The following is an 18,311-nucleotide window of genomic DNA, read 5'->3' as shown; positions in this document are numbered from 1 at the left end:
GACCGCGATCGCCGGCGCGCCGCTGTCGGTCGATGCCGCCTCCTGCGATCCGGCCCGGAGGTGGCGCGGCACGTCGCCCCCGTCGAGCTCATGCGGGCAGCCGGGCAGTGCGCCGCGACGGCACTGCTCGCGCGCTGCCGAGCCACGGCAGGGGCGGCGGCGCGCTACCCTCGGCCTTCCTCCAGCCGAAGATGACGTCATGGACCTGACCGATGCTCCCGTCCCGCAACTGGCGTTCTTCGCCGAGCTCGCCGTACTGGTCGGCGCACCGGTCGAGGTGGGCCGCACGCCGCGCGGGCTGCGCCGCATGATCCCGATCACCGGCGGACAGGCCCGGGGCGATGGCTGGACGGCGCGCGTGCTGCCGGGCGGGGCGGACTGGCAGCTGGTGGTCGGCGACACCCTGGCCGAGCTGCAGGCGCACTACGTGCTGGAAACCGACGGAGGCGACCGGATCTACGTGCACAACCGGGCGATCCGCCACGCGGCGGCCGAGGTCACGGCGCGCCTGGTGCGCGGCGAGGCGGTCGACCCGGCACTGGTCTACTTCCGCTGCCTGCCCTCGCTGGAGACCGGCGCGCCGTCGCTGCAGTGGGTCAACGAGCGCCTGTTCGTCGGCTCCGGCGTGCGCCGTCCGCACCAGGTCGAGATGCGGTTCTTCCAGCTGGCCTGAGCGGACTGCCCGGGGCTGCCGCGAGGACACCCGGGCCGCGCCGCTGCGTCCGTAGTCGCCCGGCCGTCAGGAGGCCGTGGCCAGCGCCCGCAGGAACACCGGACCGGTGATGCGGGTGCCCGCGCGGATGCCGCGCTCGCGGAACCAGCCCTGCGGCATCTCCAGCACGTAGCGCACCGGCTGGTCGCAGCTGCAGGTCTCGAGCGAATTCGGCTCCATCTCGTCGAGGTGGACGATGGTGCCGTCCTCCTCGAGGAAGGCGATCGACAGCGCGACCGGCGTGTCCTTCATCCAGAACTTCTGCACCGCGCACTCGTCGCACACGAACAGCATCCCCTCGTTGGGCGCCATCTCCACGCGGTGCATCAGGCCGAGCGCACGCTGCTCCGGGGTGCGGGCGACGCGGGCTTCGATGGGATGCTCGCCGGCGGCGAGCTGGCAACGAACGAGGTTCATGGTCCTCCAGAGGATGTGGTGGCGGCATTGTGCGGACCGCGGCGGCTCTGCCCTGCACGGCGCGGCCGCAAGCGCGTGTAGGCGCACGGCGCAGCTCGCGCGCCTCCACGCGCCTGCGGCGGGCTGGCGCGCGACACCCCACAATGGCGACTCGTTCCGCTTGACCCCGCCCGCCGGCGCCCGCTGCGCCCGGGCCTTGAAGGAGAGCTTCCATGGAAACCCTCGCCGTCGGCTGCGGCGCCGGCTTCTCCGGCGACCGCACCGATGCCGCGGCGCCGGTGGTGCGCACGCTGATCGAGCGTGGCGGCCCCGCCGCACTGATCTTCGAAAACCTCGCCGAGCGCACGCTCGCGCACCAGCAGCTGGTGCGGCGCGCCCAGCCCGACCTGGGCTACGAGCCGCTGCTGCTGCACTACCTGCGGCCGGTGCTGGCCGAGTGCCTGCGCCACGGCATCCCCATCGTCGGCAATTTCGGCGCGGCCCATCCGATGGCGGCCGCCGCGGTAATCCACGGCCTGGCGGCCGAGCTCGGCCTGTCCCGCCCGCGCGTGGCCGTGGTCCAGGGCGACGACCTGTCCGACGAGGCCGGCCGGGCGCTCGTGCGCCGTCACCTGGACGACGGCTTCGACGCGCAGCGCTTCGTCTGCGCGAACGCCTACCAGGGTGCATTCGAGATCGCCGCCGCGCTGCGCGAGGGCGCGCAGGTGGTGGTCACCGGCCGCGTCGCGGATCCTTCGCTGGTGCTCGGCCCGGCGATCGCGCACTTCGGCTGGAGCCGCGACGACTGGGACGCGCTCGCCGGCGGCACCATGGCGGGCCACCTGCTGGAGTGCGGCGCGCAGGTCAGCGGCGGCTACTTCGCCGATCCGGGCCGCAAGGACGTGCCGGACCTGGCGGGCGTGGGCTTTCCGATCGCCGAGATCGCCGCGGACGGCAGCTGCACCATCGGCAAGGCCGCGCGCACGGGGGGCCTGGTCGACTGCCGCACCGTCAAGGAGCAACTGCTCTACGAGCTGCACGACCCGGCCGCGTATCTCACGCCCGACGTGGTGGCCGACATCACCGACGCCACGGTCGAGCAGGTCGGGCCCGACCGGGTGCGGCTGTCGGGCGTGAAGGGGCACCCGCGCCCGGCGACGCTCAAGGTGCTCGCCTATTTCGACGGCGGCTGGCTGGGCGAGGGCGAGATCTCGTACGCGGGACCGAATGCCGAGGCGCGCGCGCGGCTTGCGATGGAAGTGCTGGAGCGCCGCATGGGCCGCGAGCTCGCGCTGCGGTTCGACCTGATCGGCGTGCTGAGCATCCTGGGCGACGACGGCGGCCGGCTGCTGCGCGCCAGCGTGGCCGGCGGCGCGACCGACGTCCGGCTGCGGGTGGCCGGGCGCCACGAGCGCGTCGAGGTGGTCGACCGCCTGCTGCGCGAAGTGACGGCGCTGTGGACCTGCGGTCCGGCCGGCGGCGGCGGCGCGCGTGTCGCCCGCCGGCAGCGGCTGTCCAACCGTGCCTGCTACATCCCGCGCGAGCTGCTGCCCGCGCGCCATGCCTTCGCCTGACCGGGAGCCCCGAATGCCGCACATCCGCCTCTACGAGATCGCCCACGCCCGCACGGGCGACAAGGGCAACCGGGTGAACATCTCGCTGATCGCCGCGCGCGAGCAGGACTTCGCGCTGCTGGCCGAGCAAGTGACCTGCGAACGCGTCGCCGCGCACTTCGCCGCCCGCCGGCCGACCCGCGTGCAGCGCTTCCTGCTGCCCCGGCTGGCCGCGATGAACTTCGTGCTGGACGACGTGCTCGACGGCGGCGTCAACGATTCGCTCAACCTCGACATGCACGGCAAGGCGCTCTCGTTCCATCTGCTGGAGATGACGATCCCGGTGCCCGACGCCGTCGCCGTGGCCGCCGGCGCGACGCGCACGGCCTGATACCGGGAGCCGGGCCGCCGCGGCGCAGCAGCCCACGGCGCGCCGTTTCGGCCAATACTGGCGCACTGCCCTGGAGCCTGCATGCCCGACGCCCCCCACGTCCCCGCCCATCTCGCGCCCTTCGTGCACGCCGACCCCGCCCGCGCCTTCGAGCTGTCGGCCATCGACCCCGGCGACAAGCCCTGCTCCAGCGGCAGGAAGGGCGACGACCGCGCCGCCGTGGAGTCGCTCGCGGTCGAGCTGGACGCGCTGCAGAACCGCTTCTGGGCGGACCGCCGCCGCAAGCTGCTGGTGGTCCTGCAGGGCACCGACACCAGCGGCAAGGACGGCACCCTGCGCCACGTCTTCGGCCGGATGAGCCCGCTGGGCGTGCGCACGGCCGGCTGGAAGGCGCCGAACGAGGTGGAACGCGCGCACGACTTCCTGTGGCGCATCCATGCCGCGGTGCCGTCGTCGGGCGAGATCGTGGTCTTCAACCGCAGCCACTACGAGGACGTGCTGGTGCCGGTGGTGAACGGCGATCTCGACGGCGACGGGTTGCGGCAGCGCCTGGCCCAGATCAACGACTTCGAGCGCCTGCTCGCCGAGACCGGCACGGTGGTGCTGAAGTTCATGCTGCACATCTCGCGCGACGAGCAGCGCGAGCGCCTGCAGGCCCGCCTGGACGATCCCCAGAAGGCCTGGAAGTTCGACCCGGCCGACCTGGCCGCGCGCGAGCGCTGGGACGACTACCAGCGCGCCTACCAGGCCGCCCTGGCGGCCACCGGCACGCCCTGGGCGCCGTGGATCGTGGTGCCCGCCGACAGCAAGGTCCACCGCAACCTGATGGTGGCGACGGTGCTGAAGTCGACCCTGGAGTCCCTCGACCTGCGGTTCCCGCCGCTGCCCGACGACCTGCGCGGCGTGCGCGTGGCGTGACGCGCACGCGCCCCCACTCACTTGGGGCGCGGACGCTGCAGGCGGCAGTCGGGCGGATGGAAGCGGCCGGCGCGCAGGTCCTGCACGCCGCGCAGCACGGCGCGCGCCACGTTGCGCACCTCTTCCTGCATCGCCCCGTCGGCATCGAGCGTGTCGTGGCTGTTCGCGTACGGCTCGTAGTAGCCGATGAAGCGGTCCAGCCGCGAATGCACGCCGGCATCGTGCAGGCCCATCCAGTCGAGCCAGTCGGACAGCGAGCGCCGCACGCCTTCGATGCCGGCCACATCGCCGTGCACCACCACGCCGTACATGCGCCCGGCCAGGTGCTTGGGATAGTCCCAGCCCGCCAGCTCCATCGCCTTGGCCTCGTCGGCCTTCTTGCCGTGGGTGGTCGTGGGATCCGGATTGCCGCCATCGGCGCACACCATGCGGTCCATCATCAGCTTGAGCGGGCTGGGGACCTGGTACCAGTAGACCGGCGTGAGCAGGATCACCCCGTGCGCGGCGACCCAGCGCTCGAAGATCTCGTTCATCCAGTCGCCGGTCTGCCGCTCCGCATGGTTGGGGTAGCAGCTGCACGGCCAGTGGCACAGCGGCATGGCGGTGGACGCGCAGCCCTTGCAGGGATGGATGTGCAGGTCGTAGTCGGAGTTGAGCCGGCTGAGATCGAGCACGTCGACCTCGGTGCCGGGGGCCTCGTGCGCGATGGTCTGGCGCGCCAGCTGGGTCAGGCGGAAGGTCTTGGACATCTCGCCCGGGCAGGTGCCGTCGTTGCGCGACGAACAGCACACCAGCAGCAGGCGATCGGGCGTGTCGCGACGCTCCCAGCGCTGCTGCGCGGCCTGGAGCCGCTCGCTGGCGTCGCGCCACTCGACCGAAAGGTCGTAATCCGGATCGGCGTAGCCGGGGCCTGCCTTGACGGTGACCGGTGCCTTGCGGCCCTGCTGGTAGGCGTCCCAGGCGATCGCCTCCAGCCGCTCGATCGCGGCCGATTCGGCCTGGTAGGCCGGGTCATGGAAGGCCTGCAGGAAGCGGGCACGGAACTGGTCGCGGGGCAGCTTCGGCGCTGCCTGGCCTTTGCGCACGGTGGTCACGCGGACCAGTGTAGGGACCGCTTGCCGTCGCGTTGGTCTGCCCGGCCGCGATGCACCTATGGCTGGGCCGCTGCCTCGTCACCGTCGTCCCGGCAGCGCCGGCGCACCGACTCGATCACCGGCAGCACGTCCTCGGCACGCTCGCAGCGCACCAGCAGCGCCATGCACAGCATGGCGAGGAAGCGCTCGGCCTGCGGCTGGCCCACCTCGCCGAGCGCCTTGCACACGGCGGTGTACGCGAGGTCCAGGTCCTGGTCGTTCATGGCTGCACTCCCCTGCCCCTCAGTTCATCCTGCGCCGCACCGAGGTCGCCCCGGTCCCAGCGGCCGAACACGTAGCCGTCGGGCCGCACCACCACCAGCCGCGGCCCAGCGCCGTCGGGCACGCCGTAGCGCTGGCGGGCCTGTCCCAGCGGATCGGCCTCGGGACCGATGCGCAGCAGCGACCAGGCGCCGGCCGCCTCCAGCCGCGCCGGCCCGGCGGCCGCATCGAAGACCAGTGCGGTGAAGCCCTCGCCGAAGCGCTGCGTCAGGTGGAAGTTGCCGGTCGGGCCACGCAGCAGCGCCTCGGGCGCCGGGCGGCCCGGCGCCGCCGTGTCCGAGTCCCATGCGCCGTGCTGCGGTCCGTTCAGCGGCGACTCCCCGTACGCGATGGGCGCCGACTGGCGCGGGTTGATCAGCGGGCGCACCCGCGGCTCGTCCAGCGCCAGGCGCAAGGTGGCCTCGCGCATCAAGGCGAATGCGAAGTCGGGCGGCGCCATGAACTCGGTGCTCTTGGCGCCGTAGGCCAGGTTCTCGTGGGTGGCCTGCACGCGCTCGGCCGAATAGCTGTCGAGCAGCCCCTCCACGGCACGGCCTTGCAGCACCAGGGCCAGCTTCCAGGCGAGGTTGGCGGCATCGTCCAGCCCGGAGTTCAGGCCGCGCACCCCGAAGATCGGCACCAGGTGGGCCGCGTCGCCGGCGAACAGCACCCGGCCGTGGCGGTAGGACGGCAGGGTCAGGCACTTGGCGTTGTACATCGAGGACCAGAGCAGCCGCCAGGGCTCGTGCTCGCCGATCATGTCCAGGTGGCTCTGGATGCGCGGCACGATGCTCTGCGGCGCGAGCGCCGCCTCCGGATCCTCGCCCTCGCGCAGCTGGTAGTCGATGCGCCAGACGTCGTCCGGCTGCCGGTGCATCAGAAGGGTGGAGCCCGGGTTGGACGGCGGGTCGAACCAGGCCAGCCGCTCGACGGGCCGCCGGGTCTTCTGCTCGATGTCGACGATCACGTAGCGGCCTTCGTACTGCGTGCCCTGCAACGCCAGCCCGAGCTGCTCGCGCACGGTGCTGCGGCCGCCGTCGCAGGCCACCAGCCAGTCGGCCTGCACCTCGCGGCTGCCCTGCGGACCGTCCACGCGCACCCGCACACCCGCCGGCCCCGGCGCGACGTGCGCCACCCGGTGCTCCCAGGCGACCTGGGCCGGGCTGCCGGCCAGCGCCTCGTGCACGAAGCGCTCGACGTGGTACTGCTGGATGTTCACCATCGGCGCGAACCGCTGCGCCGGCTCGTGCGGCATCTCGAAATGCAGCACCTCGCGGTCGCGCCAGAAGCTGCGGCCGCCGGTCCAGGGTAGCGACCGCGCGCGCATGGCGGCCTCCGCCCCGGCCCAGCCGAGGATCTCCAGCGAGCGGCGCGAGATGCAGATCGCGCGGCTGCCGGTGCAATAGGACGGATCGGCCTCGACCACCAGCGAGGCGATGCCGCGGCGCGCCAGCAGCGCGGCGCAGGTCAGGCCGACGGGGCCGCCGCCGGCGATGAGCACCGGCACGCGGGAGGGAAGCGCGAGGGGGGGCATCGGCCGAGTATCGCGCGGCCAGCGATGCCGCCGCGGCGGCGCCTACATCGCGGCAGCCCCGGCGCGCTTGATCCAGGTCAACCTGCTGGCGGGCGAGAAGCGCCGCTTTCCCGGGCGTGATCCGCCCATGCCGCGCCGCCGCGCCCGCCTAAGCTCGGCCGTCGAGGAATGCCCATGCCGTCGACTCCGTCCCTGCCCCTGCTCCAACCCGCGCTGCGCCTGCTGCGCGCCCTCACCCTGCCGGCCAAGCTCCTGCTGCTCGGCTCGCTGTTCGTCGGCGGCGCCGCCGCGCTGGCCGTCGGCCTGGCCACCGGCGGCGCCTCGCGCGCGCCGGCGCTGGTGGCCGGCGCCGTGCTGCTGGTCGCCTGGGCCTGGCTGGCGCTCGCCTTCTGCGTCGGCTTCATCGGCGGGCTGCGGGCGCTGGTGCTGGAGATGGAGCGCATCGAGCGCGGGGACCTGAAGGCCTCGCGTCCGCCCGAGGGACGCGACGAGATCGCGCTGCTGGGGCGCAGCGTCGCCCGCATGGCCGGGGGGCTCGCGTCGGTGGTGTCGGTGGTGCGCGCCGACGCCGCCCTGGTGGAGCAGGCCGGGCGCGAGCTGGCCGCAAGCTGCGAGCAGCTGGCGCGCCGCACGGAGCAGCAGGCCGCGAGCCTGCAGCAGACCGCCGCCGGCGTGAAGCAGCTGGCCGGCACGGTGCAGGAGAACGCCCAGCATGCCGCCGAAGCCGACGGCCAGGCGGCCCGGGTGCGCGAGACCGCCGAAGCCGGCGGCCGCTCGATGGAACAGGCCGTGACCACGGTGGCGGCGATCCAGGCCGATGCCCACCGCATGCGCGAGATGGTCGGGGTGATCGACGGACTGGCCTTCCAGACCAACCTGCTGGCGCTCAATGCGGCCGTGGAAGCCGCGCGCGCCGGCGAACAGGGCCGCGGCTTCGCGGTCGTGGCCGGCGAGGTGCGGCGGCTGGCCATGCGCTGCTCGGAGGAGTCGGGCCGCATCCGCGAACTGATCACCGCGGCGGCCGGCCAGGTCGACAGCGGCGTGCGCGACATCCGCACCGCCGGCGGCGGCATGACCGGCGTGGTCGACGGCGTGCGCCACATGGCCGAGCGCATGAGCCGCATCTCCGGCGCCAGCGCCGAGCAGAGCTCGGGGCTGGACCAGATCGCCCAGTCGGTCGAGGCGCTGGATGGCATCACCCGGCGCAACGCGCAGATGGTCGACGAGGCACTGCGCCAGGCCGGCCTGCTGAAGGACCGGTCGGCCACCCTCGCAGCAGCGGTCGCCCACTTCCATTGATGGACCGGGTCGGCCTCCCGGGCGGCCTCTGCAACATTCTGTTGCGTTCTTGCCGCACTGCGGGGTGGCGGCCGCCCGCCAGCGGGCCGGCCGGCGCAGGCCCGGCTTAGACTGCCAGCCAGTGGAAGGGCGCGACACGCGCCGGCCGTCCAGAGCTTGCCACCCAGATGGCCTTCCCGCACGGCGCGCCGCGCCGCCGCAGACGACACGAGGAGGGAAATGATGGCCAACGTGTGGGCCCGAGGGGCCGCCCTGGCGGCCGGGCTGTGCATTGCCGGATCGGCGGCAGCCCAGCACCAGATGTTCCGGTGCGGGGCGACCTACCAGGACCGCCCCTGCGCCGATGAGACCGTGCAGAAGCGCTACTCGCGCGCCGCCGGCCGCTTCGACGTGCCGCAGGTGCGCGCCGACACGGACCGCGACTGCGCGTTGCAGGCGGCCGGCCTGATGCCGTTCTGGCGCCGCCTGCACGATGGGGACACGGTCGAGCGGGTCCAGCCCGACTTCGAGCAGGGCCCCGGCGCCCGGCTCAACAAGGGCGCGGCGCGGGACGAACTGATCGTGCTGCGCGAAGTGCAGGGCACCCCCGCCCACGCGCAGGGCGAACTCGAGGTCCAGTGCATGGACGCCAAGCGCCGCGCCGGCGTGCCCACCGAGCGCGAGATCGCGGCGGCCGGCGCCCCCGGCGCCTACCACTACGTTCCGCTGCGCGCCGGCTACGACGCCCGCATCGAGGCCGCGCGCCGGCGCTCCGACGCAGCGGCGGCCCGCGCGGCCGCGGCACGGGCGGGGATGCGATGAAGTCGGCCTATGTCGTCCTGGGCGTGCCGGCCAACGCCTCGACAGACGAGATCGAGCAGGCCTATGCCACGGCGCGGGCGTTCTACACGCCCGAGCGCATCGCTGCCGCCGGCGACGCGGCCGAGCGCCTGAACGAGGTCCGCACCGCCTGGCAGGTGCTGCGCGATCCCGAGCAGCGCGCCGCCCACGACCGCAAGCTGTCCCAGCCGGTGGCCGGCCGCCCCGGGGCTGCGCCGGTGCGCACCCGGGTGGAAGTGGTGGAGGAGCCGGGGCCGTCGATGCTCAAGATGACGGTCATCGTGCTGCTGGTGCTGTTCGCTGCGGGTGGTGCGCTGAGCTGGCGCAATGCCGAGCGCCGCGCCGAAGCCGCCGCGGCCGAGAAGGCGGCGGCCGAGCTGCGCCTGAAGCAGGAGCAGGAGCGTGCGGCCGAGGCGCGCCGGATCGAGGACCAGCAGCGCCAGGCGCAGGCCCAGGCGGAGGCGGCCGAGCGCCGGTTCGCCCAGGAGAGCCGCGCGATCGCGGCCCAGCAGGCGTACATGAGCGCCAACGTCGAGGCGGCCGCTGCCAACGCCCGCCGCGCCGCCGCCTACGAGTCGCAGCGCCAGGATGCCGCGGCCTCGGCCGAGGACCGCCGCAACTACTACGAAGCGCAGCGCCGCGCGGCCGACGACCGCCAGCGGGTGCGCAACCTGTGCATGCTCAACTACCGCCGTCCGGACTGCTGATGGAAGGCCCGCGCCGCCGCCTGCGGGCCGGCTCCGCCATCACCCCGCAGGAGTTCGAGGAGCTCTCGGACGAGCAGCTCGAGCGGCTGGTCCCCAAGGCGTGGCGCGAGTTCTTCCCGGGCAAGGACGCGTGCTTCGACGGCTGCTTCTACCTGCACGACGGCACCGTCTGGAGCTTCTACAAGGGCGGCCTGCGCGACGAGTAGTGCGGCGCTCAGGGCTGCTCCGGCGCGTCGGCGGGCCGGGACCGCACCTTGTGCACCAGCCCCGACGGGGCGAACAGGATGACCAGCTCCGCGCCGGCGCCCGCCTTGCGAGGGCGCCGGTCGCGGTACGCCCACACCTCGTAGCCGTTGTCGAACCGCAGCACCTCGGCCGGCCCCAGCAGGGCCGCCACGTCCTGCCGGCTGCTGCGTCCGACCGCGACCGCCGCCTGCGCAGCGTCCAGCGACATGGTGGGCTCGCGGAACATCGGCTGCGGGCGGGGCGACACGACCGGCGGCACGGCGCAGCCGGCCAGCAGCAGCCCGGCCACCAACCACAGTTCAGGGCGGCGCACCGGCGTCCTCCATGAACTCGAACTCCACCCGCGTGTCGTCGGACCAGCGGCCGTCCGCCAGCGGCAGGAAGTAGGCCCGGTCGAGCAGCACCTCGCAGTCGCAGGCCGGCAGCACGTCGGCCAGCCGGGGCTCGCCGATCGCCGCGGCATAGAGCCGCGCGACCGGCAGGGTCTCGCGCCGCGCGCCGTCGACCAGCGTCACGCCGAACAGCGCCCGCGGCGCGAAGAACAGGTAGCGGTTGTCCGCCCGCTCGCAGTACGACGACGCGTTCGCCAGCTGGCTGACCACCTGCGCGATCCACGAGGGGCTCTCGGACACCAGCCCGGCCTCCATCCCGACCCGGCACTCCAGCCGCAGGTCGCCCAGGCGCCGCGTTCCGGGCGGCAGCCCGGGCGTGCGCACCTCGGCGCGCCAGGTCAGCGTGCGGGCGCGGCGGTCCGGCGTGACGAGCGCGTTCTCGCGCCAGGCCTGCTGGTCGCGCGGCAACGCGAAGGTCTGGTCAGGCGCGATCGCCAGCGGGATCTCGGTGCGCGCGCCGAGCACGTGCAGGGCCAGGCCGCGCAGATCCGTGTCGCGCCGGCGCGGCAGCAGCCGGAAGCGCAGCTCGCCCGCCGGCGCCAGGTGGCGCTCGCGTTCGAACAAGTCCAGGCCCCGCACCATCCGGCGGTACGACTTCTCGACCTGCGGTTCGGCCTCACGCGGCGCGCGGATGGTCACGGCTGGCAGCTCGTCGGCTGCACGCTCCTGCGCGTGCAGCCCGCCCGCCGTCCACACGTGACAGGCGAGCAGGACCGCGGGAAGGGCCGCAACCCGCCACGGGGCGCGGCGCTGGAAGCAGGGCATGGCGGCGCAGCGTACGGGCCCGGCCAGGCCGCGACAGGGAGCCGACGCCGCAAACCCGTGTAGGCCGGCGGTCAGCTGGCAGGTGCCCGGCCCTGGCACAGCCGTGCGACATCCGTCACGTTCAACAGTCCGTTACGTCGCCTGGACGGCTGAGATGTGCACGGCTGAGCCGCGTCGCTAGGATGAGTTCCATCGTGCTCATGCATGCCCGGTCCCTCCTGCTGCTGCTGCCCTTCGCTGCCGGTCCCTGCGCGGCCTTCACGGCCGGCGAACTGCTGCCGTCGTCCAGCCCGCCACCCCACGTGCCCAACGGCACCGTGGTCGCCACCCCTGGCCTGCAGGTCCAGTACGAACCGGCGGACGCGACGCAGGCCGGGCCCGGGCGGCTCGAAGGCGTGGCGGCGGTGCCGGCCGGCGAGCTGCGCAGCAGTGTCCGGATCGACCCAAATGGCGAGCGCACCCTGACGCGGCTGGAGACACGCTGGCAGCTCCAGGCCCCCGGTCCGCTGCGCACCGTGGTGCTCGGCGACACCGTCGCCAGCGGCGGCGGCTGGAGCCGCCCGGTGCGCCTGGGCGGCCTGCGCTTCGGCCGGCCGCTGTCGCTGCGCACCGATCCCACGGCGCCGATCGACGCCGCCCGCAAGCCGGTGGCGGCCACCCAGCTGGCTCCGGGCGCGAGCGACTACGAGGTCGAGATGGGGCGGGTGCGCAGCGGCTGGAACGCGGCCGAGGGCGAGTACGGCGAGAACTACGCGGCCGCGGCCTACCGGGCCGGCGTCACCGCGGGCCTCACGGCCGAGGTCCGCACCGAATGGACCGACACCCGCCAGGCCCAGGGCCTGGAACTGAGCAGCGGCCTCGGCCCGGGCGGTTCCCTGCAGGCGGTGGTGGCGCAGTCGAACACGGCGGACGAGAGCGGCCTGCGCTGGGGAATGGGGGTCGTCCGCAGCACGTCGGGTGCGACCTGGACCCTGACCTGGGACGCCTACGAGCGCGGCTTCACGCCGATGGCGGCCGCGGGCGGCGAACTGCATCCGCGCAGCCAGGTGCGCGCCGGCGCCAGCGTCCCGCTGGCCGGCCGCGTCACCGCCGACCTCAGCTACGCCCAGCAGACCACCTGGGACACCACGACCCCGGCCGCGGTGATGGGGCTGGCCGCCAAGATGCCGGTGCTGCGCAAGAGCACGCTGTCGCTCGACTACTCGTGGCGCGAAGGACCGCAGCCGCTGCGCCGCGCCGCCGTGGTGTTCGCCGTCCCGCTGGACGACGGCCAGCGCTGAGCGCCGGCCGCCGCGCCGCTCACTGCGGCTCGATCTTCGCGTCGCGGATCGCCTTGGCCCACTTGGCCGTTTCGGTGCGCGTGCGCTGGGCCAGGGCCTCGGGGGTGCCCGGCTCGACCGTGAAGCCGATCGGCGCGAACTTCTCCTGGATGTCCTTGCTGTTGGCGGCCGCGTTGATCGCCTCGTTCAGCTTGCGGATCACCTCCGGCGGCGTGCCCGCCGGCGCGAACGCGGCGAAGTAGGCGATCAGTTCGTAGTCCTTCAGGCCCAGCGCCTCGTTCACGGTCGGCAGGTTGGGCACGGCCGGCGAGCGCTTGGCCGAGGTCACGGCCAGGCCGCGCACCTTGCCGCCCTGCACCTGCGGCAGCATCACCGCGAAGTCGGCGGTGAACATCATCACCTGGCCGCCGATCAGGTCGGTCATGGCGGCGGGGCCGCTCTTGTACGGCACGTTGGTCATCTGCACGCCGGCCATGCTGGCCAGCATCTCGGTCGACACCAGCTGCGAGGTGCTGGCGCTGGCGAAGGTCACCGACCCGGGCTTGGCCTTGGCCATGGCCACCAGCTCGCGCAGCGTCTTGGCGGGCACGTCGTTGTTGACGGCCACGATCAGCGGGACCTGGCCGAGGTAGGCGACCGGGGCGAACGCCGTGTCCTGGTCGTACGGCAGCTTCTTCATCAGGCTCTTGAGCGCGGCGTTGGTGCTGTTGGTCCCGAACAGCAGCGTGTAGCCGTCGGCCGGGGCCTTGGCCACCGCGTCGGCGCCCAGCATGCCGTTGGCGCCGGGCTTGTTGTCCACCACGAACGGCTGGCCCAGCGCTTCGGACACCTTGGTGGTGAAAGCCCGGGTGATCTGGTCGGTGGCGCTGCCGGGGGCGAACGGCACGATCACCTTCACGGGCTTGGCGGGATAGGCCGGTGCCTGGGCCTGGGCGGCGAGCGGCATGAGGGCGGCGGCGGCCAGCACGGCCAGCCAGCGGGGGGCGAATTGCATGGTGTCTCCTGTTTGTCGGCGCCGGAAGTCTATCGGCACCCGGCGGCCGGCCCTTCGCGGCTGGCGTCGGCTGGCTTCGCGCGAGGGGAAAGCCTGGCTCAGCCGCCGTCGGGCGCGGCCGGCCCCGAGGGGCGGCCGAGCGGGACCGAGGGGTCGAGGCGCCGCTTGTAGTGCGCGTAGTCGGCGGATGGCCCGGCCACGCCAGCCTCGCCCACCGACTCGGGAAGCTCCGACTGCAGGCTGACGTGGCTGAGCGGCTCGCCGTCGCGACGGCGGCGGCGCAGCACCTCGGCGAACTGCAGCGCCTCGCCCAGGGCCTGCGGCGGGAAGACCCGGTGCCGCGCCTGGCCGGGCAGGCCGGCCGGCGCCTCCAGCCAGTAGACGACGATCATCCGGCCGCCACCGTCTCGCACGCCTGGACGCAGCGCCGGCAAGCCTCGGCGCACTGCTGGCAATGGTCCATGTCGTGCCTGGCGCACTCCTCGGCACAGGCGCGGCAGGCCTTCGCGCAGACGCGGCACAGGTCGGGCGCCAGCTCGCTGGCGCCTGCCATCAGCGCGACCGACACCTCGCACAGCCGGGCGCAATCCATGTCGAGCGCGATGCAGCGGGCCATCGTCTTCACGTCCGGCTCCTGCAGGCAGGAAGCGGCGCAGTGCTGGCAGGCGACCGCGCAGGCATTGCAGGCGGCGATGCAATCGAGGTAGCGGGCGAGCGGGTCCTTGGCCATGGCAGTCTCCGGAAGGTCGGCGTCGAGCGGGTCCTGCGAGTCCAGCGCGGCCGGGTGACGCCGCGCAGCAGGCCGCTGCGGCCCATTCTGGAAGGGCGGTCGCGGCGGTTCTGTCGGACGCCACCGCGCCCCCTGCACCTGACGGTCGCGCACGGCCGGACCGGGGCAGCCCGCCAGCCCGCCGGCCCCGGGGCGCGCTAGGCCTCCACCCCGCCCGCCGGGCTGGCCGAGCCCGGGCCGAGGGCCTCGAGGGCGGCGAGCAGATCGTGCGGATGGACGAGGGCTTCGTGCGCGGTCCGCGCCAGCGCGCCCTGCTCCAGCACCGCGCGCAGCCGCGGCGCGTGCAACAGGTCGTCCCAGACCGGCCGCAGCACGTCGGCGGCAGGCGTGTCCCCACGCTGCAGCCGGTCGGCATAGGCCAGGCTGGCCGGCTCGGTCCAGAGGATCGCCCGGCTGGCAACGGACAGCACGCGCGGGCGTGGCTCGGGGTCGGCCAGGCAGCTGTAGACCACCTGCGCGGGCGGCCTTGCGCCAACCGGCGCAAGGGCCTGCAACGACTCGCCGCGCAGGGCCACCACGCCCTCCAGGCACTCGAACGGGTGGCGGGTGCCGGCGGCCGCGCGGGACAGCTGGTCCAGGCCGCGCAGGAGCCGCGGCAGGTCGGCCGCCACCGCGGAAGGCGATGCCTTGGCCTCCGCGAGCAGGAGCAGGTTGCACGCGCACTCTGCGTCCTCGCACAGCAGGGCCACGTCCCACTCGTCCTTGGCCCGGGCCCGCTCGCCGGGCCAGTCGGCGGGCGTGCGCAGGCCGCGCACGACGCGCAGCGCACCGCCGACGCGCCGCCGCAGCACGTTCGCGATGGCCTCGAAGGCCTCGGCCGTGGCCGCTTCGGCGGCGCGGCCGCGTGCGCCCGCCACGCGGCCGTCGCGCGCCGCCTCCGGGGTGCCGGCCGCCGGCCCGCACAGGGCGAGGTAGCGCTGGACCGCCGGGTGCGTGCGCAGCGCGGCGCCACGCTCCAGCCGGTGCAGGCCGGGCGCGGCCAGCAGGCGCTCGCCGAGCCCCACCAGCGCGGCAGCGTCCGGCGAGGGCGGCTGCGACCGGAGCCGCTGCGCCGCAGCGCGCAGGCCCGGCCAGTCGCCGCTGCGCGCCAGGCCATGGAGTTCGCGCGCGGTGTCCGCGGTCGGGCCGTGGCCGGGCTGCGGCAGCCGGGCCGGATGCGCGACCGCGTCGATGGTGGCCCGCAGCTCGCGCCGGTCCGCCACGGCGCGGGCGGCGAGCCGCGCATGCTCGGCCACGTCGGGATCGTGGGCACGCAGCACGGCGGCCTGCAGGGCCGCATCAGGCTGCGGCCCCGCCACGCCGGCGCGCACCAGGGCGGCCAGCGCGGCCAGGAACTGCTCCCGCGTCCCCTCGGCCGGTGCGCTGCCCGCCAGCAGGGCAAGGCGGGCCGCCTCGAGCGCCTGCGCCAGCGCCCAGTCCGCCTCGGCGGCCAGCGGACCTGCGCCGACGCCGGCCAGCGGGGGCAGCCGGTGCCGCCGGGGGGTGGCGGCCAGCGCCGTGCGCAGCAGCTGGTCGGCGGTCCGGCAGGCCTGCATGCGGCGCGGCCGGCCTCAGCCCGCGTCGGCGACGAGCCGCGGGTCGATCTCGCGGATGCGGTCCTCGCGGTAGTAGCCGCCGTATTCGGTCCAGCGCAGGAAGGCCCGGCGGCACGCCATGCACTGCAGCACGTCGCTGCGGTTGTACGGGTGGAAGGCCGGCGCGATCGGCGCGTCGGCCGACCAGGTGCGCGTGCCGCCCGGGTGGTGTTCCGCCAGCGTCGGTTCGTCCACCTGCGGGTCGCGCAAGGTGCCGACCAGCCGCAGCACGCCGCTGTCGAAGCCCCCGGGCAGCGTCTCCCAGCCGGGGCAGACCAGGCCGCCGCAGCACGGGCAGCGCCCACCCGCGGCGCGCTCGGCGCCGAGCCGGCGCAGGTCGTCGGCGCCCAGCAGCGGCGTGCTCATTGCGCCAGCGACCGCATCTCGCGGATCAGGTCCGACTTGCCCTCGAAGCCGATGCCGGGCAGCTCGGGCAGGGTGACGTGGCTGCCCTCGACCTTCACGCCGTCGGGGAAGCCGCCGAACGGCTGGAACAGGTCGGGATAGGACTCGTTGCCGCCCAGGCCCAGGCCCGCCGCGATGGCCAGCGACATCTGGTGGCCGCCGTGCGGGATGCAGCGGCTGGGCGACCAGCCATGCTGGCGCAGCATGTCGAGCGTTCGCAGGTACTCCACCAGCCCGTAGCTCAGGGCGCAATCGAACTGCAGCCAGTCCCGGTCGGCCCGCATGCCGCCATAGCGGATCAGGTTGCGCGCGTCCTGCATCGAGAACAGGTTCTCGCCGGTCGCCATCGGGTTGGCGTAGTAGTTGCGCAGCGTGGCCTGCAGCTCGTAGTCGAGCGGGTCGCCGGCCTCCTCGTACCAGAACAGGTCGTAGCGCGACAGGGCCTTGGCGTACGCGATCGCGGTGTCCAGGTCGAAGCGGCCGTTGGCATCGACGCACAGGCGCTGGCCGTCCTGCAGGATGGACAGCACCGAGTCGATGCGGCGCAGGTCCTCGTCGAGCGAGGCGCCGCCGATCTTCATCTTGACCACCGTGTAGCCGCGGTCGAGGTACCTGCGCATCTCGTCCTTGAGCTGGGCGTCGTCCTTGCCCGGGTAGTAGTAGCCGCCCGCCGCGTAGACGAACACCTTGCGGTTCGGCCTGCCGTCGCCGTAGCGGTCGGCCAGCAGCTGGTACAGCGGCTGGTCGGCGATCTTGGCGACGGCGTCCCACACGGCCATGTCGATGGTGCCGATCGCCACCGAACGCTCGCCGTGGCCACCCGGCTTCTCGTTCCTGAACATGGTCGCCCAGATGCGGTGCGGATCGAGGTTGGTGCCGGCGTCATCCAGCAGCGACTCGGGCGCAGCCTCCAGGATGCGGGGGATGAACCGCTCGCGCATCAGCTGGCCCTGGCCGTAGCGGCCGTTGGAGTTGAAGCCGTAGCCGATGACCGGCCTGCCGTGGCGCACCTGGTCGGTCACGACCGCCACCAGGCTGAGCGTCATCTTGCTGAAGTCGATGTACGCGTTGCGGATCGGCGAGCTGATCGGGCAGGTCTTCTCGCGGATGTCGATGATCTTCATGGACTGCGTGCGACGATGGAGGAGCCCGCCATCATCGCCGATCCGTCCCAACACCGGCCTGGCCGAAGTGCGCCGCCAGGTGGTCGATGAAGGCGCGCACGCGGGCCGCCGACTGCAGCTCGACCGGGCACACCGCGTGGATGTCGGCCGGCGGCGTCTGCCAGGCCGGCAGCACCTCGCGCAGCGGGCCGCTTTGCAGGTAGCGGGCCACGTCCCATTCGGCGCGCATCACGATGCCGTGGCCGGCCAGCGCCCACTGCACCGCGATCTCCCCGTCGTTGGTGGACAAGCCGCCATGCACCTTGACCGTCTCGCTGCGCCGGCCCGAGCGCAGCCGCCACACGCCCGAGCCCTCGTCGCCCTGGCGGATGCCGATGGTCTGGTGCCGCGCCAGGTCGGCGGGCGTGCGCGGGACGCCGTGGCGTTGCAGGTAGCCCGGCGAGGCGCACAGCAGCCGGCGGTTGGGCGCGAGCAGCCGCGCCACCACGCGCGCATCGGGCGGCTCGCCGAAGCGCACGCAGACGTCGAAGGCATCCTGCGTCAGCGGCGGCGGGTTGGCCGACAGCTGCAGCTGCACCTCGACCTGCGGATGGCCGCGCACGAACGAGGCGATCAACGGCGCCACGTGCATGCGGCCGAAACCCAGCGTGGCATTGACCCGCAGCAGGCCGGCCGGCTGCTCGCTGGCGCCCCTGAGCCGCCGCTCCAGGTCCTCGATCTCGGCCAGGATGCGCCGGGCATCGGCCAGGTAGGCCTCACCTTCCGCCGTCAGGCCCATGCGGCGCGTGGTGCGCCGCAGCAGCCGCACGCCCAGGTGCTGCTCCAGCTGCGCGAGCCGCTTGCTCACCGCCGGCGGCGTGACCTGCAGCTCGCGTGCCGCCGCCGACAGGCTGCCGCTGCGCACGAGCAGGCTGAAAAAGTGCATCTCGGCGGAGGCGGCGTGGACGGACGGCGACATGGCGCGGACAAACGTGGCGATCGCGCATTCTGGCTCGGCCGCGGAAACGCTACAGTGGCG

At 74.0% G+C, this 18,311-nt stretch carries 22 protein-coding genes; 9 read left to right on the top strand and 13 right to left on the bottom strand.

From position 1 onward, the window contains the following. The first annotated feature begins 199 nt into the window (after nt 1–199). A complete protein-coding gene (locus tag VFE82_RS09760; protein WP_325000116.1) occupies nt 200–673 on the top strand; it encodes a DUF3237 domain-containing protein in 474 nt (157 codons plus the stop codon). Nucleotides 674–739: 66 nt separating this feature from the next. On the opposite strand, the gene VFE82_RS09755 is transcribed toward VFE82_RS09760, so the two are convergent. Then, a complete protein-coding gene (locus VFE82_RS09755; RefSeq protein ID WP_325000115.1) occupies nt 740–1,129 on the bottom strand; it encodes a DUF192 domain-containing protein in 390 nt (129 codons plus the stop codon). A gap of 212 nt (nt 1,130–1,341) precedes the next feature. Between VFE82_RS09755 and VFE82_RS09750 the strand changes: the two genes are divergently transcribed. The 3 genes from VFE82_RS09750 to VFE82_RS09740 all read left to right on the top strand — a co-directional run bounded on the left by VFE82_RS09750 (nt 1,342) and on the right by VFE82_RS09740 (nt 3,970). Then, nucleotides 1,342–2,682: an acyclic terpene utilization AtuA family protein gene (locus tag VFE82_RS09750; protein WP_325000114.1), complete on the top strand. Its 1,341-nt coding sequence runs from the start codon at nt 1,342–1,344 to the stop codon at nt 2,680–2,682. 13 nt (nt 2,683–2,695) lie between these two features. Then, complete coding sequence (locus VFE82_RS09745; protein ID WP_325000113.1) at nt 2,696–3,052, top strand: AtuA-related protein; 357 nt, start codon at nt 2,696–2,698, stop codon at nt 3,050–3,052. An 81-nt stretch (nt 3,053–3,133) separates the two neighbouring features. Then, nucleotides 3,134–3,970 carry a PPK2 family polyphosphate kinase gene (locus VFE82_RS09740; RefSeq protein ID WP_325000112.1) on the top strand — a complete coding sequence of 279 codons (837 nt, stop codon included), beginning with the start codon at nt 3,134–3,136 and terminating at the stop codon, nt 3,968–3,970. A 17-nt stretch (nt 3,971–3,987) separates the two neighbouring features. Here VFE82_RS09740 and VFE82_RS09735 read toward each other — a convergent pair whose 3' ends face one another. Genes VFE82_RS09735 through VFE82_RS09725 form a run of 3 tightly spaced genes read right to left on the bottom strand, consistent with a single transcriptional unit; the run spans nt 3,988 to nt 6,898 of the window. Continuing rightward, the gene (locus tag VFE82_RS09735; RefSeq protein WP_325000111.1) at nt 3,988–5,064 is read right to left on the bottom strand and encodes a flavodoxin family protein; all 1,077 of its coding nucleotides are present in this window, start codon (nt 5,062–5,064) and stop codon (nt 3,988–3,990) included. Nucleotides 5,065–5,120: 56 nt separating this feature from the next. Next, on the bottom strand, nt 5,121–5,327 hold the full coding sequence (locus VFE82_RS09730) for a hypothetical protein (protein WP_325000110.1): 207 nt from the start codon (nt 5,325–5,327) through the stop codon (nt 5,121–5,123). Further along, nucleotides 5,324–6,898 (bottom strand): FAD-dependent monooxygenase, encoded by a 1,575-nt coding sequence (locus VFE82_RS09725; RefSeq protein WP_325000109.1) that lies wholly within the window; start codon nt 6,896–6,898, stop codon nt 5,324–5,326. The genes VFE82_RS09730 and VFE82_RS09725 overlap by 4 nt, the downstream gene beginning before the upstream one ends. Before the next feature lie 174 nt (nt 6,899–7,072). Here VFE82_RS09725 and VFE82_RS09720 point away from each other — a divergent pair, with 174 nt between their 5' ends. The 4 genes from VFE82_RS09720 (at nt 7,073) to VFE82_RS09705 (ending at nt 9,929) form a co-directional block, all read left to right on the top strand. Next, a complete protein-coding gene (locus VFE82_RS09720) occupies nt 7,073–8,197 on the top strand; it encodes a methyl-accepting chemotaxis protein (protein WP_325000108.1) in 1,125 nt (374 codons plus the stop codon). Nucleotides 8,198–8,419: 222 nt separating this feature from the next. Further along, entirely contained in the window at nt 8,420–8,998 is a 579-nt protein-coding gene (locus VFE82_RS09715; RefSeq protein ID WP_325000107.1) for a hypothetical protein, read from the top strand. Then, nucleotides 8,995–9,723: a J domain-containing protein gene (locus VFE82_RS09710; RefSeq protein ID WP_325000106.1), complete on the top strand. Its 729-nt coding sequence runs from the start codon at nt 8,995–8,997 to the stop codon at nt 9,721–9,723. Before VFE82_RS09715 ends, VFE82_RS09710 begins: the two co-directional genes overlap by 4 nt. Next, nucleotides 9,723–9,929, top strand: coding sequence for a hypothetical protein (locus VFE82_RS09705; RefSeq protein WP_325000105.1), 207 nt, complete (start codon nt 9,723–9,725; stop codon nt 9,927–9,929). The genes VFE82_RS09710 and VFE82_RS09705 overlap by 1 nt, the downstream gene beginning before the upstream one ends. A gap of 8 nt (nt 9,930–9,937) precedes the next feature. Here the strand turns inward: VFE82_RS09705 and VFE82_RS09700 are convergent, their stop codons facing one another. Then, nucleotides 9,938–10,282 carry a hypothetical protein gene (locus VFE82_RS09700; protein WP_325000104.1) on the bottom strand — a complete coding sequence of 115 codons (345 nt, stop codon included), beginning with the start codon at nt 10,280–10,282 and terminating at the stop codon, nt 9,938–9,940. Continuing rightward, nucleotides 10,269–11,126, bottom strand: a complete 858-nt coding sequence (locus VFE82_RS09695; RefSeq protein WP_325000103.1) for a hypothetical protein — start codon at nt 11,124–11,126, stop codon at nt 10,269–10,271. Before VFE82_RS09695 ends, VFE82_RS09700 begins: the two co-directional genes overlap by 14 nt. A 200-nt stretch (nt 11,127–11,326) precedes the next feature. Between VFE82_RS09695 and VFE82_RS09690 the strand changes: the two genes are divergently transcribed. Next, a complete protein-coding gene (locus tag VFE82_RS09690; RefSeq protein WP_325000102.1) occupies nt 11,327–12,406 on the top strand; it encodes a hypothetical protein in 1,080 nt (359 codons plus the stop codon). A 19-nt stretch (nt 12,407–12,425) separates the two neighbouring features. Here the strand turns inward: VFE82_RS09690 and VFE82_RS09685 are convergent, their stop codons facing one another. The 7 genes from VFE82_RS09685 to VFE82_RS09655 form a co-directional block, all read right to left on the bottom strand. Continuing rightward, nucleotides 12,426–13,400, bottom strand: a complete 975-nt coding sequence (locus VFE82_RS09685; protein ID WP_325000101.1) for a tripartite tricarboxylate transporter substrate binding protein — start codon at nt 13,398–13,400, stop codon at nt 12,426–12,428. Between the two features lie 98 nt (nt 13,401–13,498). Beyond that, nucleotides 13,499–13,792 carry a hypothetical protein gene (locus VFE82_RS09680; protein ID WP_325000100.1) on the bottom strand — a complete coding sequence of 98 codons (294 nt, stop codon included), beginning with the start codon at nt 13,790–13,792 and terminating at the stop codon, nt 13,499–13,501. Beyond that, nucleotides 13,789–14,130, bottom strand: coding sequence for a four-helix bundle copper-binding protein (locus tag VFE82_RS09675; protein ID WP_325000099.1), 342 nt, complete (start codon nt 14,128–14,130; stop codon nt 13,789–13,791). The genes VFE82_RS09680 and VFE82_RS09675 overlap by 4 nt, the downstream gene beginning before the upstream one ends. Nucleotides 14,131–14,327: 197 nt before the next feature. Further along, entirely contained in the window at nt 14,328–15,725 is a 1,398-nt protein-coding gene (locus tag VFE82_RS09670) for a hypothetical protein (protein WP_325000098.1), read from the bottom strand. Between the two features lie 15 nt (nt 15,726–15,740). Further along, the gene (locus VFE82_RS09665) at nt 15,741–16,130 is read right to left on the bottom strand and encodes a hypothetical protein (RefSeq protein WP_325000097.1); all 390 of its coding nucleotides are present in this window, start codon (nt 16,128–16,130) and stop codon (nt 15,741–15,743) included. Then, the gene (locus VFE82_RS09660; protein ID WP_325000096.1) at nt 16,127–17,293 is read right to left on the bottom strand and encodes a mandelate racemase/muconate lactonizing enzyme family protein; all 1,167 of its coding nucleotides are present in this window, start codon (nt 17,291–17,293) and stop codon (nt 16,127–16,129) included. The genes VFE82_RS09665 and VFE82_RS09660 overlap by 4 nt, the downstream gene beginning before the upstream one ends. Before the next feature lie 31 nt (nt 17,294–17,324). After that, on the bottom strand, nt 17,325–18,251 hold the full coding sequence (locus VFE82_RS09655; protein ID WP_325000095.1) for a LysR family transcriptional regulator: 927 nt from the start codon (nt 18,249–18,251) through the stop codon (nt 17,325–17,327). Between the last annotated feature and the right edge of the window lie 60 nt (nt 18,252–18,311).

Source organism: Ramlibacter sp. (assembly GCF_035655895.1).
Classification (GTDB): domain Bacteria; phylum Pseudomonadota; class Gammaproteobacteria; order Burkholderiales; family Burkholderiaceae_C; genus Ramlibacter.
The sequence above is the reverse complement of the archived record's forward strand: the minus strand, read 5'-3'. Positions and strand labels throughout refer to the sequence as shown.

Excerpts from the sequence above, each read along its gene's own strand:
- VFE82_RS09760 (WP_325000116.1), top strand. The coding sequence starts at position 200 with ATGGACCTGACCGATGCTCCCGTCCCGCAACTGGCGTTCTTCGCCGAG.
- VFE82_RS09755 (WP_325000115.1), bottom strand. The coding sequence starts at position 1,129 with ATGAACCTCGTTCGTTGCCAGCTCGCCGCCGGCGAGCATCCCATCGAA.
- VFE82_RS09750 (WP_325000114.1), top strand. The coding sequence starts at position 1,342 with ATGGAAACCCTCGCCGTCGGCTGCGGCGCCGGCTTCTCCGGCGACCGC.
- VFE82_RS09745 (WP_325000113.1), top strand. The coding sequence starts at position 2,696 with ATGCCGCACATCCGCCTCTACGAGATCGCCCACGCCCGCACGGGCGAC.
- VFE82_RS09740 (WP_325000112.1), top strand. The coding sequence starts at position 3,134 with ATGCCCGACGCCCCCCACGTCCCCGCCCATCTCGCGCCCTTCGTGCAC.
- VFE82_RS09730 (WP_325000110.1), bottom strand. The coding sequence starts at position 5,327 with ATGAACGACCAGGACCTGGACCTCGCGTACACCGCCGTGTGCAAGGCG.
- VFE82_RS09725 (WP_325000109.1), bottom strand. The coding sequence starts at position 6,898 with ATGCCCCCCCTCGCGCTTCCCTCCCGCGTGCCGGTGCTCATCGCCGGC.
- VFE82_RS09720 (WP_325000108.1), top strand. The coding sequence starts at position 7,073 with ATGCCGTCGACTCCGTCCCTGCCCCTGCTCCAACCCGCGCTGCGCCTG.
- VFE82_RS09715 (WP_325000107.1), top strand. The coding sequence starts at position 8,420 with ATGGCCAACGTGTGGGCCCGAGGGGCCGCCCTGGCGGCCGGGCTGTGC.
- VFE82_RS09710 (WP_325000106.1), top strand. The coding sequence starts at position 8,995 with ATGAAGTCGGCCTATGTCGTCCTGGGCGTGCCGGCCAACGCCTCGACA.
- VFE82_RS09705 (WP_325000105.1), top strand. The coding sequence starts at position 9,723 with ATGGAAGGCCCGCGCCGCCGCCTGCGGGCCGGCTCCGCCATCACCCCG.
- VFE82_RS09695 (WP_325000103.1), bottom strand. The coding sequence starts at position 11,126 with ATGCCCTGCTTCCAGCGCCGCGCCCCGTGGCGGGTTGCGGCCCTTCCC.
- VFE82_RS09690 (WP_325000102.1), top strand. The coding sequence starts at position 11,327 with ATGCATGCCCGGTCCCTCCTGCTGCTGCTGCCCTTCGCTGCCGGTCCC.
- VFE82_RS09685 (WP_325000101.1), bottom strand. The coding sequence starts at position 13,400 with ATGCAATTCGCCCCCCGCTGGCTGGCCGTGCTGGCCGCCGCCGCCCTC.
- VFE82_RS09680 (WP_325000100.1), bottom strand. The coding sequence starts at position 13,792 with ATGATCGTCGTCTACTGGCTGGAGGCGCCGGCCGGCCTGCCCGGCCAG.
- VFE82_RS09675 (WP_325000099.1), bottom strand. The coding sequence starts at position 14,130 with ATGGCCAAGGACCCGCTCGCCCGCTACCTCGATTGCATCGCCGCCTGC.
- VFE82_RS09670 (WP_325000098.1), bottom strand. The coding sequence starts at position 15,725 with ATGCAGGCCTGCCGGACCGCCGACCAGCTGCTGCGCACGGCGCTGGCC.
- VFE82_RS09665 (WP_325000097.1), bottom strand. The coding sequence starts at position 16,130 with ATGAGCACGCCGCTGCTGGGCGCCGACGACCTGCGCCGGCTCGGCGCC.
- VFE82_RS09660 (WP_325000096.1), bottom strand. The coding sequence starts at position 17,293 with ATGAAGATCATCGACATCCGCGAGAAGACCTGCCCGATCAGCTCGCCG.
- VFE82_RS09655 (WP_325000095.1), bottom strand. The coding sequence starts at position 18,251 with ATGTCGCCGTCCGTCCACGCCGCCTCCGCCGAGATGCACTTTTTCAGC.